The organism is Candidatus Pelagibacter sp. FZCC0015 (genome assembly GCF_007833635.1).
In the GTDB taxonomy this organism is placed as follows: Bacteria; Pseudomonadota; Alphaproteobacteria; order Pelagibacterales; family Pelagibacteraceae; genus Pelagibacter.
The window spans coordinates 151,956-166,719 of the sequence record NZ_CP031125.1 but is presented as its reverse complement, the minus strand read 5'-3'; the positions used below and the strand labels follow the sequence as shown (position 1 = coordinate 166,719).

Here is a 14,764-nt window from a genome sequence, read left to right as displayed (position 1 = left end):
ACATGTTCTTAAAATTTTTAGAAAAAATTGGCAGAAAAAAAGTTGTATTAGATAGAGGACCTTCGCATCCAAATTTTAAAGAGGCAAAGCCTTGGATGAACCGTTACTATGTTTTGATGAGGTATCGACCTAAATGGTTTCCATTCAATATATTAATTCATGAGATGCTAGCAGATGACCATGGAGAAGGAGTTCATAATCACACATTTCCTTATATCACTATAATTTTAAGAGGTGGTTATTGGGAAACATTAAGCACTGGCAAGTTTTGGCGTCCACCAGGGTATATTGGTTTTAGATCAGCAAATAATTTGCATCGAGTAGATTTGGAACCAGGAACCAAACCATTAACTTTATTTATCTCAGGTCCATTTGGGCTAAGGAAAGGACCAAGATCAGAGTATGGTATTGACTTTAAAACTAAAAAAAATTGATGCCAAAAAAATTTGAAAAAGAATTCATATCTTATTGTGAAAATCAAAATTTAGAAGTTAATCCTAATCAAATAAAAGTTATTAAAAAATTAGAAGATTACCATAATACTAATTACAAATCATTTTTTTCAAAATTATTTTCCAAACAAAAAACTAAAAAAGGATTTTATTTATATGGTGGTGTAGGGGTTGGTAAAACAATGATTTTAAACTTCTTTTATGATCATCTTGAAAAAAAAAAATTAAAAAAGCATTTTAATGAATTCATGTTAGGTTTTCATGATTTTGTCCATGAGCAAAAGGAAAAAAATGAAGAAAATGTTATCAATCAATTTGTAAAAAATTTAAAATCCAAAGCTTCATTAGTTTATTTTGATGAGTTCCAAGTAACAAACATTGTTGATGCAATGATTTTAGGAAAACTATTTGAGCAAATATTTAAAGAAGATATTAAAATTATTCTTACTTCAAATACTAAAATTTCAGAACTTTATAAAGAAGGTCTTCAACGCGAACAATTTATACCTTTTATAAAAATAATGGAAGATCAATCCATCGAGTATGAATTAAAAATTGAGGATGATTATAGAAAATCTAATGATAATCAAAAACAAAGATATTTTTTTCCACTTAATCAAGAAACCAATTTTAAGATTAATAAATTTTTTAGGACCATAACAAAGGATAAAAAACAATCTTCAATAACAATTAATGTAAAGGGAAGAGAATTTAAAATAGAAAACTTTTATGAGGGAATTGTTAGATGTGACTTCAATCAACTTTGTGATCAAAATTTAGGAGCGGAAGATTATTTAGAAATAGTTAAAAATTGTAAATTTATGGTAATAGATAAAATACCTCAATTTAATGATGTGAATTCAAATCAACAACAACGTTTTATCACTTTGTTAGATGTAATTTATGATAAAAATATTTCATTAGCAGTTACAGCTGATCTAAATTTAGATCAATTTACCTCTTCAAGATTGTTACAAAAACCATTTAAACGAACCATTAGTCGTTTGTATGAGCTTACATCGAAGGAGTATAATTAATGAAACAAGAATTTTATAATCTTCAAATTAAGACAAATGGTCAAAAGTTATATGAGTTTACTAATGATACAATTCATTGGATTGGTCAAAATAACTTTAAAAATGGTATTCTTAATTTAAGTATTCAGCACACAAGCGCCTCTTTAATTGTTCAAGAAAATGCAGATCCAGATGTACAAACAGATTTAATAAATTATTTTGATAAATTAGCTCCTATGGATAACAAACTATATGTTCATACTACGGAGGGAAAAGATGATATGCCTGCACATATTAAATCCGCATTAACAAATAATCAAATTTCTCTAAGTGTGAAAGATAGTGAATTGTTGCTTGGAACTTGGCAGGGCATATATTTATTTGAACACAGATTAGAGACTCAAAAAAGAACTATAATTCATCATTTTATTGGGGAATAAAATTAAATTTATTTTTTCTTCAAAGATTGAAACGCTTCAAGAGCTGCAGCTCTAGCTTTTTCATGAACAACAATAGGGCCTGGATAATCTTTGCCAATAATTGTTTTTATAGCTTCTTGATATTTTAATTCCATTTCCCATGGTTTATGAATAAATTTATTTGGAACATTTTTAAGTTCAGGAACCCATTTTTTTACATAATTACCTTCTTTATCAAATTTTTCACCCTGAAGTATTGGATTGAATATTCTAAAATAAGGTGCTGCATCTGCACCACAGCCAGCAACCCATTGCCATTGAGCAACATTATTTGCTTTGTTAAAATCAAGAAGACAATTTCTAAAATGCTTCTCACCCTCAGTCCAATTAATTCTCAAATGTTTGACTAAAAATGAACCAACAACCATTCTTATTCTATTATGCATCCATCCAGTCTCATAAAGTTCTCTCATACCTGCATCGACAATAGGATAACCGGTCATTCCTCTTTTCCATGCTTTTAAGAATTTCTCATTTTTTGCCCAAGGAAATTTATCAAATTCCTTTCTAAAATTTCCTTTTAAGAATTCAGGGAAATAATTAATTAAACTATGTGAAAACTCTCTCCAACCAAGCTCATTAATGTATTTTCTATAACCAATACCTTTTGATTTAATTTCAGAACATTTTTTCCAAATACTGCCTACATGAATTTGGCCATGTTTGATGTAGGGAGATAATTTAGAGGTGCCTTCGATAGATGGTATATCCCGAGAAGTTCCATAATCTTTAATTTTTTTTTCAATTAAATTTTTAAGTATTTTTTTTGAATCATTTTCTGAAACTTTCCAATATTTATCAAATTTTTTATACCAATTTTTTTTTGGTAAAATATCATTTGGTTCAATACACTTTTTAAAATATGAAATCTTTTTTGTTTTCTTTTTAACAATATAATTTTTACTTGGAGGCTTATTTAAATAAACTTGCTCTGCATTTCTCCAAAAAGGGGTAAACACTTTAAAGGGAGTTCCATCATTTTTTGTTATCTCTTGAAATTCGTTTAAAATATTTCCTTTGAAATATTTATAATTAATTTCATTTTTAATAAATATGTCACGTATTTTTTTTCCTATAGCTATAACATCTGGCTCATAAATTTTATTCCAATAAACAGAAAGCTTATCCTTTTTATTAAATTTAGAAAAAATTTCTAATTCGTCACCTTTTACTATTTCAAGATTAATTTTATAATCTGATAATTCTTTTTTTAAAGTTTCTAGAGATTTAAAAACCCACCATTTTTGAGCTTCTCTTTTGTTATCAAAATCATTGTTATTATAAACATATAATGCAATTACATTATCATGATTTTGTGTTGCAAAAGATAAAGCAGGATTATTTTCAATTCTAAAATCCTCTCTTATCCAAAAAATACCTGTGTTACTCATGGGTTTAATTTTGGTTAATTAACTTTTGATACATTTCTTGATCAGTATCTCCCTCACAACCAAAAACCAAAACATTAGATTTTTCATTTAGATCTAATTTTTCTTTAATTGCTTGATCTTCACAACTCGTTATCAAACTGATTACTCCAGGTGCTGAGTTTTCTCCTGCAATTATTTTATCATCACTAAAGCTTGAATTTCCAAGTAGTTTCATAGTTTTTGCAATATCATCATCTGGTAAACTAATACAATGTTTAACTGAATTTTTGAGTATTTCCCATGGGACCAATGATACTTCACCACAAGACATACCACCCATTAAGCTTTCTCTTTTAATATCTATTTTTTCTATTTTTCCAGTTTTAATACTTTCCATTACACACGCGGCACTATCCGGTTCAACAACTATAATGACTGGAATATGATTTAAATATTTTGCAATACCCGCAACCATGGCAGCAGCCATGCCACCAACACCTGCCTGTAAAATGATGTGGGTTATTTTCTCCTCTTGGATTTGATCAGCTATTTCTTTCATCATAACTGTATAACCTGCCATTGTATACTTAGGTACAATCATATAATCTTTCCAAGCAACATCTTGAACTATTTGCCAATTGTTTTCATTAGACTGCTTTATGCATTCCATTAATGATTTTTCATAATTACCTTTTACTTTTACTACATCTGCTCCAAGTACGGACATAGCTTTGCCTCTTGCATCACTCACAAATTCACTAATAAATATTTTGCAGCTTAGACCTAATCTTTTAGCTCCCCACGCAACAGATCTTCCATGATTACCTGCGGTAGCTGTTGCTACTACTATATCTTTATTTCCTTTAGTTACTTTTTCAACTGCATAAGCTCCACCTAAAGCTTTAAAAGATTTTAAATCAAACCTTTTATTTTCATCTTTATAAAAAATTTTGTTTAAATTTAATTCTTTTGAAAGTTTATTTAAAGAAAGCAGAGGAGTAGGAGAATAACCTTTCCAGTTAGAAATACTCTTATAAGCATCATCAATTTCTTCTGAGGTTAAAGAATTAAGAATTTCTTTTTTATTAAATGAATAATTTTTATTGTCAGTAAATTCTGTGTATTTCCATTGATGACCGTTAGATAATATAGTCATGCACTAACAATCTAAAGTATTATCTTTTTCCCACTTTGTAACTTCTTTTGTTTTATCAAAACTATCTTTTGACTTGAACTCATTCATTTCTGAACTTCTTAACTTTATGTAACTTTCAACTACATCTTTACCAAAAGCATCATTCATATCTTTATTATTTTTTAATAAATTTAATGATTGCTCAAGTTCATCAGGTAGCTTAGGTAAGTCGGGATATTTAGCGTGGTCTTCATACATATTACAATCTAAAGGTTTGCCTGGATCAACTTTATTTTTTAAACCATATAGACCAGCTGCTAAAACACTTGCTTGCAATAAGTAAGGATTAGCAGAACCATCCATTAATCTTAATTCAAATCTTCCTGGATCAGGAATTCTGATCATGTGTGTTCGATTATTACCTGTATACGAAATACTGCTCGGCGACCACGATGCTCCAGATTTTGTTGGAGGTGCATTTATTCTTCTGTAACTATTTATTGTTGGATTAAAAAATGCAGACAAAGATGATGCATTTTTAATCACTCCACCTAAAAAATTATAGGCCATTTTGCTTAAACCAAGCTTATCTTTTTTATCTAAAAATTTATTTTTATTTCCTTGCCAAACTGATACGTGAGCATGACAACCATTACCAGTTAGATTTCCAAATGGTTTAGGCATAAATGTTGCTCTTAATCCATGCTTTTCAGCAATTGTTTTTACCATAAATTTAAAAAAACTGTGTCTATCAGCTGTTTTTAGACAATCTGAATAATCCCAGTTCATTTCAAATTGTCCATTAGCATCTTCGTGATCGTTTTGATAAGGACCCCATCCCATTTCAATCATACAATCACAAATTTCCTTAATTAAATCGTACCTTCTCATTAACGCAGATTGGTCGTAACAAGGTTTGGACTGAGTATCTCTGGGATCTGCAATTGAGTTTCCGTCAGGTGAAATTAAAAAATATTCACACTCAACACCTGATTTCATTGTTAAATTTTGTTTTTTTAATTTTTTTATTTGTTTTTTTAACATCACTCTTGGCGATGCATCTACTGGTTTACCATTCATCCATAAATCTGATGCTAACCATCCAACTTCCTTATTCCAAGGAAGCTGAATTAAGCTATCTGGATCAGGAATTCCAAACATATCAGAGTCTGCAGGAGACATATCTAGCCAAGCAGCAAAACCAGCAAAACCAGCTCCTGCATTTTGCATTTCTTTTATTGCATGGGCTGGTACTAATTTTGATCTTAATACACCGAATAGATCTACAAAACTGATTAAAAAATATTTAATTTTTTTTTGTTTAGCAATTTTGAATAAATTTTTTGACATGTGTTAAGTTAACACAATTATCTAAAAAAAGATAAAATAGTTTCTTTATAATAAATTAAATTTACAACAATAATTACAATTATAGCTAGTATTACTCCATACTTAGCTTTAGGAAATGCTACACCTCTCATTTTTGAGGGTCTTAATTCTTCTTTATTATCTTCCATAAATTTAGAACATAAAAAAGGGCGCTACATTTAAGTAGCGCCCAAATTTTAATTTTAATTACCAGTCAGTAATATTACTTTTATGATCGTTAGCACTATGCCTCTTCTTTGCAAGTCTTGAAAGTTCTTCACTTTCAGATTTGGCTGTAAGAACGTGCCAACCAACCCATAAAATAATACCAATAATGACCAGCATTCCCTCTACTGAACCAGCACCAGGATAAACAGCACCCACAACTTCTTCGGCAGGTTTATTTAAGTGATCGATCCAATTTGTAACTGTTGCCATATTGTATCTCCTTTACCTGGTTGCTGATGAAACTGCTTTTTCATCTTCTTTAGCAGACTCCATCATTTCATAGTCTAATCCAGCTATTTCTACTTCACGTGGGATTCTTAATTTACCCATACCGTTAAGTACTTTAGCTATGATATAGCCTGGTATTAGTCCAAGAACTACGAACATTATTATTGCTCCTAGGAATTGTCCTAATGGGTTAATAGTAGCATAAGTAGTTCCATCCCACATAGCTCCAACACTGTAACCAGACGATGGATAACCATTTAGAACAAAACCACAAATTACTAGACCAACAAATCCAGCATAACCATGTACTGCTACAGCACCAACTGCATCATCAATTTTGAACTTACGTTCAACCCAGTAATGTAGTTTGTATGCAATCACAACACCAATCATACCAATGATCATTGCTTGAATTGGGTGATATAAATCATTTCCAGCTGAAGCACAGATAACACCTGCTAATCCACTTGAGTATGTCCAGAAAGGATCACCTTTAGCAATCCAATAACCTGCTAATAATCCTCCCGATAATGACATCAAGAAGTTAAAAGTAATACCACTAAGTGTAGTAGGGGTTACATAAATGTTTGTAGCTGTCCAATAACTTATACCTTCCATTCCATATTCTGGTCCAAGGTCAAAGATCGGTATGTTACAAGCCGCATAAAATCCCCAGAAACCAGTATAAATTAAAAACAATCCAACTGTAACTAGCCAAGGATTTCTTGGTCCAATGTTTCTTGGCTCACCACTTGACGAGAATTTACCAATTCTTGGTCCTAAAACCATCAGAACACCTAAAGCAAATCCACCTGCGATTGCGTGAATTACTCCTGATGCATATGCATCGTGGTATCCTAAAATTTTAAGCATCCATCCATCAAAGTGCCATCCCCATGCAGCATCTATTGTCCAAAATACAGAACCGATTGCTATGGCTAATATACCAAATGCAAAGGTTGTAATTCTTTCAATGATTGCTCCCGAAACAATAGACGCAGCTGTCCAAGAGAATAAAAGGAATGCAGCCCAGAAGACTCCAGAAATATGGTCTCCTAAGTTAACAGCCATTAATTCACTTGTCGCTGTGTACCATGTAGCACTAAATGCAGATTCATCTGTAATTAGCGCGGTACTTTCATTCATTATTGAAGGTGCTATTCCTGGTCCTGTTGGAAAAGCCCAGTATATCCACCAACCAAAGAAAAACCAAGTTACTGTTACCAAAGGTATCAGCATTGTATTTTTCATAAGAGTATGTTGATGGTGTTTGTATCGAGAAGCCCCAACTTCATACATACAGAATCCGACGTGAATTAAGAACATCAGTACTACTGTCACCCAGTAGTAAAATTCTGTAAATATGGTAGTAAGAGCGCCTAACTGATCAGTCATATTTACTCCATATTAGTTTAAAGAAACCCTATAAAATTTTCTGATTCGATACAAATATAAATAAGATCAAAAACCTAGCATGGACGCTAGGTTTTTAAAAATAATCAACTTTCAATTGAAATATTAAAATTTTAAATAAGCTTTTTTTAAATCAACAAGTGGATGTTTTGGAGACATTTGAAACTTAACCAAAAGTTCTCTTGCAATCATGTCTCTATCTTGCTGATTATTTGGAAGTTTAATTGATTTTGGAATTGTAACCCATCCATTTGCATTTCTGCAGAATACTGCAGGTCTGTCTTCTTCATAGCCCATATGTACATCTTCCAACCAATTCAAATCATCCCATCCCATTGCTTCTATGTATTTCTTAAGAAATGGAGTTAGTTTAGAATAGTCAGGTAAAAGATTAACATCGTATCGGTAACCAATAGACTGACCAATCATTTTTTCTCTAGCAGTCTCTTTCTTTTTACCTAACTGACCTTTTACCTCTTTTGTTTTTGCTACTTTTTTATTTTTTTTCTTTGGCATAGTTACCTCTATATTTTGTGGTAGTTATCAACACCAACTGTGTAGTTAGTTCCAGCTAATGGAACTTTCGCTAAAGCTGATGCTTCCGATGTTAAAGCAGCTAAATCTTCAGGCTCTAAAGAGTGGATATTAGTTTTACCACAAGCTCTTGCTAATAGCTGAGCCTCTAAAGTCATTGAGTGAAGATAATTATAAACTCTTAATGCAGCATCATCAGGGTTTAATCTTGCTCTTAATTTAGGATCTTGTGTTGCAACACCAACTGGACATCTTCCAGTGTGGCAGTGATAACATTCACCTGCTTTTACACCCATTTCTTTTTCAAAGTTTGCTTCTGGGATATCTTTGTTGCAGTTTAATGCAATCATTGATCCTGTACCAATAGCTATTGCATCAGCACCTAAAGCTAAAGCTTTAGCCATGTCAGCACCATCTCTAATTCCACCAGCATAAATTAATGTTACTTTTCCAGTTTTACCAACATCATCGATTGCTCTTCTAGCTTCTCGAATTGCAGCAATACCAGGAATACCAGTATTTGCAGCAGCGATATGTGGGCCAGCTCCAGTAGAACCTTCCATTCCATCTAAATAAATAGAGTCTGGATCACATTTTGCAGCCATACGCACGTCATCATAAACTTTAGATGCACCTAACTTTAATTGAATTGGCACTTTATTTTTTGTTAACTGTCTTAACTCCTCTACTTTTAGAGCTAAATCGTCTGGTCCTAGCCAGTCTGGATGTCTTGCTGGAGATCTTTGGTCGATACCAGATGGTAATGATCTCATCTCTGCAACTTGATCAGTAACTTTCTGACCCATTAAGTGTCCACCCATTCCAACTTTTTGTCCTTGTCCAATAAATACTTCAATACCATCTGCTAATTGTGCATGATGAGGATTAAAACCATATCTTGATTGAATACATTGGTAGTACCATTTTTCAGAATATCTTCTTTCATCAGGTATCATTCCACCTTCACCAGAACATGTAGCACTTCCCGCCATTGTTGCTCCTCTTGCTAAAGCAGTTTTTGCTTCATAAGAAAGCGCACCGAAACTCATTCCTGTAATATAAACCGGAATGTCTAACTCAATTGGATTTTCACATCTTGGACCAATTACAGTCTTTGTTTCACATTTTTCTCTGTAACCTTCGATTACAAATCTAGTTAGTGTTCCAGGCAAGAAAACCAAATCATCAAATGTAGGAATTTTTTTCATCAATGCCATTCCACGCATTCTGTATCTTCCAAGTTGAGATTTTATATGAATGTCATCTATTACTTCAGGAGTGAAGATAGCATTATGTCCTAATAAACTTTTATTTCTTTTACCTTCTTCATGTGCATGGACATCAGCTTTTCCACCAACACCTTTTCCATTTTTTTTAATTTTTTTAGATTTTTTCTTAGGCATTATATTGCTCCTTTCTTCTCTGTAGGTTCCAAATTGTCATAATTCCAAAGTTTTTTACCAGCTACAATTTTTTTCATTTTACTAACATCAAAATTTTCACCAATCTCAGCTACTTTTAATTTTCTTTTTAGCCAATCTTGATCGCTTTTAGTTAACTCAGCATCTACTGCATCACTACCATAAGATCCAATTTCTCCACCTACGAAAATTGTCCCATCGTACATTGAGTCACCCAAATTTATTCCTACATTTCCAAGAATAATTATTCTTCCTCTTTGCATCATGAAACCAGTAAATGCACCAGCGTCACCACCAATTATTATAGTTCCGCCTTTCATATCAATACCAGTTCTGGCACCAACACTACCTTTACAAATTAAATCTCCACCTCTAATTGCCGCACCAAAACAAGATCCAGCATTTTTTTCTATCACTACTTTACCAGCCATTAAATTTTCTGCACACGACCATCCAACTCTTCCATTAATTCTAACGATTGGACCATCACAAGAACCCATTCCAAAGTACCCTAAACTTCCTTCAAAAATTAAATTAAGTTTATTTAAAATACCAACTCCTAGACTGTGTTTACCTTGAGGGTTTTTAATAACTATTGTTCCATAACCTTGGCTCATTAGGTTATCGATTTCTTTATTAGCTTCTGGTGCTGTCATGTCCTTAACATCAAGCTCTGTTCTTTTATTAAAATCTACATCGTATGTGCCAAAATAATAAAAGTTTTCTGCTTCATCAGGATTAAAGAATTTTTGCTGAGTTCTTCCTGTTAATACTTCGGTGTGCATACCCATTGATTGGGCTTTTGACTTTTTAGATACTGTTTTTAGATTTGCCATACTTTCACCTCCCCATCAAATGGATCATATGTATCAATTTCTTGTGGTAATACAGATCTTATTGCTATTTCTTCTGATCCCATTGCAACTAAATCGTCAGACTCATATAAAACCAAAGGTTTTGCAGCCATAGTGTCTTTTGCCATACCTAATGAATCTTTGGTTGCAACAAAGTAAGTGAAAACCCCATCTAAACCAGTTAACGACTCTTTCATTCCTTCTTCTAAAGTTGCTCCATCTCTCATTTTTTCTGCAAGATAAACTGCGATTAATTCTGAGTCACACTCAGACATAAATCTCATACCTTTGTTTTCTAGAACTCTTCTGTTATTCCAATAGTTAGTTAATTGTCCATTGTGTACTACAGATACATCACTAAATGGATAGCCCCAGAAAGGGTGAGCAGATTTAATATCCACACCAGACTCTGTTGCCATTCTAGCATGACCAATAGCATGTGTTCCAACCACTTTATCTAAATTATATCTATCACAGACCATTTTAGCATTACCAAGATCTTTAATTACTTCTAATGATTTTCCCATAGATAAAATTTCAACTCCTGGAATACTTTCAATTCTTTGGGAAAAATCTAATAAATCTTTTGTATCATAATCAATCTCATATCTAAGCGAGTAGGGAAGAGTTCTCTCTTCTTTAACTACTTTAGCACCCATCTCAGCCAGAGTTTGGTCTACAATTTTTTTTCTTTCATCATATACAGACACATCTTCCATAACTGATGAACTTCCTTCACCTACGTTTTCTCCAACTTTAAAACGCATAATGAAATTTTTACCATCTGTATCTCCATATAAAGCGTAACCTGTTGAGTCTTCTCCTCTATGTTTTAATGCTTGAAGCATACCTTGTAGTTCACTTCCAACATTAGAAGATTTTCCTCTATGAATTAAACCAGCTATCCCACACATATATTTATACCCTTTCTATCTATTTCTGTGACCTACGGTAGACAATCAAGATAAGTATCCAGATCCCATTGCGTTGTTGCACCAAGAAATCTTTCCCACTCATCGTTTTTGTACCAATGGAAAACTTTATACATTTCATCTGGCATTGCAGATTTGATCACTTCATCCTCTGCCAGTCTATCCAAAGCTTCACCTAAACTTAATGGAAGTTTTTTAACATCTTTACCAGCTTTTTGAGCTTCATAAATATTTCTAGATTCTGGAGCCGCTGGTTTCATTTTCTTACTTATACCTTCATCGCAAGCTTTTAATAAAGCAGCACCTAATAGATATGGATTATGCATCGAGTCTACTGATCTATACTCAAATCTTCCTGGAGCAGAAACTCTTAAACCACAAGTTCTGTTTTGATATCCCCAGTCTGCGTAAACAGGAGCCCAAAAACCTTGATCCCACAATCTTCTATAAGAGTTTACTGTTGAAGATCCAAGAGCCGTTAATGCTGGCAAGTGCTTCATGATACCTGCGATTGATTGCAATCCAATTTTACCTGGCATTTGCATATCTTTTGTATCAGGCATGAAAGTATTTGTTCCACCCTCAACATAACTAAACACCCCATCAACACCTGGTAAAGATTTATGACCAAGCTTATTTACTTTAACCGTTCCACCTTTCCATAAAGACATGTTTGTATGACAACCACTTGCAGAAACACCCATAAAAGGTTTTGTCATAAAGCAAGCAATTAAATTATGCTCTCTTGCAACTTGAGCACAAATTTGCCTGTAAGTAGATAATCTGTCTGCATTTCTTAAAACGTTATCGTAAGTCCAGTTTAATTCTAATTGACCTGGTGCATCCTCGTGGTCACCCTGAATCATATCAAGACCCATAGCATTTGCATATTCTATTACTTGCATAAATACAGGTCTTAATGACTCAAATTGATCAATGTGGTAACAGAAAGGTTTTGAAAAACCTTTTCCTGAAGGAGTTCCGTCTTCATTTTTAGTTAACCACATCATTTCAGGCTCTGTACCTACTCTTAATTCTAATCCATGTTTCTTTTTAAATTCATCCATGAAAATTCTTAAATTTCCTCTACAGTCAGAAGTTAAATGACCACCTGGATTTTCTCTTTCTTCTCTGTTTCTGAAACATGTACAAAATACTCTTGCAACTCTTTTGTCCCAAGGTAATTGAACGAAAGTTTCTGGATCAGGAATTCCCACAAGTTCCATAGCCTCTGGTCCGTAACCGATGTAATTATTATGACGATCTAAGAATAAATTTGCAGTAGAACCATAAACTAATTGAAAACCTTTTTCTGCAGTTCTTTCCCAATGATCAGCAGGGATACCTTTTCCAACAACTCTTCCAGTGACTGAAATGAATTGAAAATAAATATAAGTTATTCCTAATTCTTTAATTTTTGCTCTAACGTCTTTTACTAATTTCGCACGTCCCGGTTGGTTAACGTGTTTTTCTAGATCTGTCATTTTCACCCCTCAATGAATTTAATTTATTCAAACGTAGCTGAAAAATTTATTTGTGTCTAGGCTTAGAGTCTAGCTCCAAGGAAACGGACTGTTCGAAGTAGGGTGAAGCTCTCCCTTCTCGTAACGGTTGAATCTAAATGGTTTTAATAAATCACTTTCAGTACCAAGAATTTCTTTTGCAACAAGCTCACCAACACCAATCATTTTGTATCCATGGTTTGCATCTGCAATCATGTAAACGTTTTCAAAAAATCTATCAAAGATTGGAAACGAGTCTGGCGTCATACATCCAAGTCCACCTGATGGTCCTTTTCTATATAAATCTGATTTACCTTCAAATCTTTTTTGACAATGCGCTAAAGCTGAACACCACATTTCACTAAATGCATCAGTTGTTTGATACTCAGGAGATTCAATTCCATAAGGATCAACATTAACTTGATCAAAATGTTTTTTGACTATGTAAGGTGAAGTACCACCTTGAACACCTAATCCTTCAATATCAGGTTTATAATAAATTCCCCAAATTTTATCTGTTAATAATTTTTTAGTTTTGTCTGAATATAACGGAGCAGTCGAGTCTACATGAACTACAGGTGGTTGTTTTCCATCATTTGTTTTTAAAAAATCTGGTTCAACACCAATAACACCTTCTTGTAACATCCAGTATGTCCACATATCAGTTTCATGCATTTTACCATCTTTACCTTTGATGTTTGCTGTTTTAGGTAACTCTAACATATTCCAAAAATCTCTCGCCCAAGGTCCTGCTCCAATAACAACTTGTTCACACTCAATTATACCTTTATCTGTTTCTACTCCTGTAACAGCTTGACTGTTACTCCCTTTTTTAAATCCTGTAACTTTTACACCTTTCATCACTTGCACACCATTTGATGTAGATTTACTCTCTAGTGCTTTAATTGAATCTTTATTAAATGCGTATCCACCTTTTTTTTCATGAAGTACAGAAGTAATTCCCTGTGCTTGCCAATCATCAAAAATACCCTTCATATAATTTGAACAATCTTTTTCACCTTCTATAAATACTGACTCGTATCCAATAGCTTTTTGTTGTTCGTAAATAGTTGCAACATCTTCGTGCATTACCTCAGGTGATATTTGTAAATAACCAACTGGGTTATATTTAAATGCTTTAGGATCACTTTCCCACACAGAAACTGAGTGAGCCATTAATTCTCTCATCGCTGGTTGGAAATAATTATTTCTTACAACTCCACAAGCAATTCCACTTGCGCCAGCAGCAGTATCTTTTTTTTCTAAGACAACGATATCACCAGGATTTTTGTAAGTTTCAGAAAGTTTCCAGGCAGTACTTAGACCATGAATTCCACCACCGATTATAACTACTTTTGCTTTCGAAGGTAATGACATCATGTGAAAACATTATTTTTTGCAAATAGTAATTAATATAATTTTTTATAGAACTAAAAATTATATATATAATTTAGATATTTCGATTTTTGTGAAATTTATCGCTAATAACTTATATTTTTTAAGGTATCCAGGTATTCATTAAATTCTTTAATAAATGAATCACTTGGTATTATATTTTTTATCCTTTGGTCTGTTGATGTTTTTTCAAGACGAAAGAATCCTTTTTCACAAGCTTCAGTAATAATTAATGCGGATTTAGGTCTAGATGTTTTAAATAATTTAGTTTTAAGTTCTTCAACAGATAGTTTTTTATTTTCTTTATGTGCAGACATTACTAATAACATCATATGATAGTGAGAAGGAGATTTTCTAAAAAAATAGTTACTGGCTGTATGCGATTGCCTCATTTGATCTTCCCAAAAATCTAATAACGTCTTTTTTTCTTTTGGCAT

General features: G+C 32.8%; 16 protein-coding genes. 3 read left to right on the top strand and 13 right to left on the bottom strand.

What is annotated here, in order from left to right:
* Positions 1-2: 2 nt before the first annotated feature.
* The 3 genes from DT059_RS00900 to DT059_RS00890 are packed head-to-tail and all read left to right on the top strand — an operon-like array spanning position 3 to position 1,908.
* Positions 3-434: a hypothetical protein gene (locus DT059_RS00900; RefSeq protein ID WP_075504010.1), complete on the top strand. Its 432-nt coding sequence runs from the start codon at positions 3-5 to the stop codon at positions 432-434.
* On the top strand, positions 434-1,489 hold the full coding sequence (gene zapE, locus DT059_RS00895; RefSeq protein WP_145595963.1) for a cell division protein ZapE: 1,056 nt from the start codon (positions 434-436) through the stop codon (positions 1,487-1,489). The genes DT059_RS00900 and zapE overlap by 1 nt, the downstream gene beginning before the upstream one ends.
* The gene (locus DT059_RS00890; protein ID WP_145595961.1) at positions 1,489-1,908 is read left to right on the top strand and encodes a secondary thiamine-phosphate synthase enzyme YjbQ; all 420 of its coding nucleotides are present in this window, start codon (positions 1,489-1,491) and stop codon (positions 1,906-1,908) included. Before zapE ends, DT059_RS00890 begins: the two co-directional genes overlap by 1 nt.
* Before the next feature lie 8 nt (positions 1,909-1,916).
* On the opposite strand, the gene DT059_RS00885 is transcribed toward DT059_RS00890, so the two are convergent.
* From DT059_RS00885 to DT059_RS00830, 13 genes are all read right to left on the bottom strand, one after another.
* Complete coding sequence (locus tag DT059_RS00885; RefSeq protein ID WP_145595959.1) at positions 1,917-3,338, bottom strand: cryptochrome/photolyase family protein; 1,422 nt, start codon at positions 3,336-3,338, stop codon at positions 1,917-1,919.
* 4 nt (positions 3,339-3,342) lie between these two features.
* On the bottom strand, positions 3,343-4,473 hold the full coding sequence (locus tag DT059_RS00880) for a diaminopropionate ammonia-lyase (protein ID WP_145595957.1): 1,131 nt from the start codon (positions 4,471-4,473) through the stop codon (positions 3,343-3,345).
* Between the two features lie 3 nt (positions 4,474-4,476).
* Positions 4,477-5,802, bottom strand: coding sequence for a type III glutamate--ammonia ligase (glnT, locus tag DT059_RS00875; RefSeq protein ID WP_145595955.1), 1,326 nt, complete (start codon positions 5,800-5,802; stop codon positions 4,477-4,479).
* Positions 5,803-5,819: 17 nt separating this feature from the next.
* Positions 5,820-5,969, bottom strand: coding sequence for a hypothetical protein (locus DT059_RS07270; RefSeq protein WP_023854180.1), 150 nt, complete (start codon positions 5,967-5,969; stop codon positions 5,820-5,822).
* Positions 5,970-6,027: 58 nt separating this feature from the next.
* Positions 6,028-6,258: a hypothetical protein gene (locus DT059_RS00870; RefSeq protein ID WP_023854179.1), complete on the bottom strand. Its 231-nt coding sequence runs from the start codon at positions 6,256-6,258 to the stop codon at positions 6,028-6,030.
* Between the two features lie 12 nt (positions 6,259-6,270).
* A complete protein-coding gene (locus DT059_RS00865; RefSeq protein ID WP_023854178.1) occupies positions 6,271-7,671 on the bottom strand; it encodes an ammonium transporter in 1,401 nt (466 codons plus the stop codon).
* A gap of 123 nt (positions 7,672-7,794) precedes the next feature.
* On the bottom strand, positions 7,795-8,205 hold the full coding sequence (locus tag DT059_RS00860) for a hypothetical protein (RefSeq protein ID WP_145595953.1): 411 nt from the start codon (positions 8,203-8,205) through the stop codon (positions 7,795-7,797).
* Between the two features lie 8 nt (positions 8,206-8,213).
* A complete protein-coding gene (locus tag DT059_RS00855; RefSeq protein WP_023854176.1) occupies positions 8,214-9,626 on the bottom strand; it encodes an FMN-binding glutamate synthase family protein in 1,413 nt (470 codons plus the stop codon).
* On the bottom strand, positions 9,626-10,480 hold the full coding sequence (locus tag DT059_RS00850) for a glutamate synthase (RefSeq protein WP_023854175.1): 855 nt from the start codon (positions 10,478-10,480) through the stop codon (positions 9,626-9,628). Before DT059_RS00850 ends, DT059_RS00855 begins: the two co-directional genes overlap by 1 nt.
* Positions 10,468-11,412, bottom strand: a complete 945-nt coding sequence (locus tag DT059_RS00845) for a glutamate synthase (RefSeq protein WP_023854174.1) — start codon at positions 11,410-11,412, stop codon at positions 10,468-10,470. Before DT059_RS00845 ends, DT059_RS00850 begins: the two co-directional genes overlap by 13 nt.
* A 32-nt stretch (positions 11,413-11,444) precedes the next feature.
* Positions 11,445-12,914 carry a glutamine synthetase family protein gene (locus DT059_RS00840; protein WP_145595951.1) on the bottom strand — a complete coding sequence of 490 codons (1,470 nt, stop codon included), beginning with the start codon at positions 12,912-12,914 and terminating at the stop codon, positions 11,445-11,447.
* A 69-nt stretch (positions 12,915-12,983) separates the two neighbouring features.
* Complete coding sequence (locus DT059_RS00835; protein WP_145595949.1) at positions 12,984-14,312, bottom strand: NAD(P)/FAD-dependent oxidoreductase; 1,329 nt, start codon at positions 14,310-14,312, stop codon at positions 12,984-12,986.
* A 101-nt stretch (positions 14,313-14,413) separates the two neighbouring features.
* Positions 14,414-14,764, bottom strand: a complete 351-nt coding sequence (locus DT059_RS00830; RefSeq protein ID WP_072090444.1) for a hypothetical protein — start codon at positions 14,762-14,764, stop codon at positions 14,414-14,416.

Excerpts from the sequence above, each read along its gene's own strand:
- DT059_RS00900 (WP_075504010.1), top strand. The coding sequence starts at position 3 with ATGTTCTTAAAATTTTTAGAAAAAATTGGCAGAAAAAAAGTTGTATTA.
- zapE (WP_145595963.1), top strand. The coding sequence starts at position 434 with ATGCCAAAAAAATTTGAAAAAGAATTCATATCTTATTGTGAAAATCAA.
- DT059_RS00890 (WP_145595961.1), top strand. The coding sequence starts at position 1,489 with ATGAAACAAGAATTTTATAATCTTCAAATTAAGACAAATGGTCAAAAG.
- DT059_RS00885 (WP_145595959.1), bottom strand. The coding sequence starts at position 3,338 with ATGAGTAACACAGGTATTTTTTGGATAAGAGAGGATTTTAGAATTGAA.
- DT059_RS00880 (WP_145595957.1), bottom strand. The coding sequence starts at position 4,473 with ATGACTATATTATCTAACGGTCATCAATGGAAATACACAGAATTTACT.
- glnT (WP_145595955.1), bottom strand. The coding sequence starts at position 5,802 with ATGTCAAAAAATTTATTCAAAATTGCTAAACAAAAAAAAATTAAATAT.
- DT059_RS07270 (WP_023854180.1), bottom strand. The coding sequence starts at position 5,969 with ATGGAAGATAATAAAGAAGAATTAAGACCCTCAAAAATGAGAGGTGTA.
- DT059_RS00870 (WP_023854179.1), bottom strand. The coding sequence starts at position 6,258 with ATGGCAACAGTTACAAATTGGATCGATCACTTAAATAAACCTGCCGAA.
- DT059_RS00865 (WP_023854178.1), bottom strand. The coding sequence starts at position 7,671 with ATGACTGATCAGTTAGGCGCTCTTACTACCATATTTACAGAATTTTAC.
- DT059_RS00860 (WP_145595953.1), bottom strand. The coding sequence starts at position 8,205 with ATGCCAAAGAAAAAAAATAAAAAAGTAGCAAAAACAAAAGAGGTAAAA.
- DT059_RS00855 (WP_023854176.1), bottom strand. The coding sequence starts at position 9,626 with ATGCCTAAGAAAAAATCTAAAAAAATTAAAAAAAATGGAAAAGGTGTT.
- DT059_RS00850 (WP_023854175.1), bottom strand. The coding sequence starts at position 10,480 with ATGGCAAATCTAAAAACAGTATCTAAAAAGTCAAAAGCCCAATCAATG.
- DT059_RS00845 (WP_023854174.1), bottom strand. The coding sequence starts at position 11,412 with ATGTGTGGGATAGCTGGTTTAATTCATAGAGGAAAATCTTCTAATGTT.
- DT059_RS00840 (WP_145595951.1), bottom strand. The coding sequence starts at position 12,914 with ATGACAGATCTAGAAAAACACGTTAACCAACCGGGACGTGCGAAATTA.
- DT059_RS00835 (WP_145595949.1), bottom strand. The coding sequence starts at position 14,312 with ATGATGTCATTACCTTCGAAAGCAAAAGTAGTTATAATCGGTGGTGGA.
- DT059_RS00830 (WP_072090444.1), bottom strand. The coding sequence starts at position 14,764 with ATGCCAAAAGAAAAAAAGACGTTATTAGATTTTTGGGAAGATCAAATG.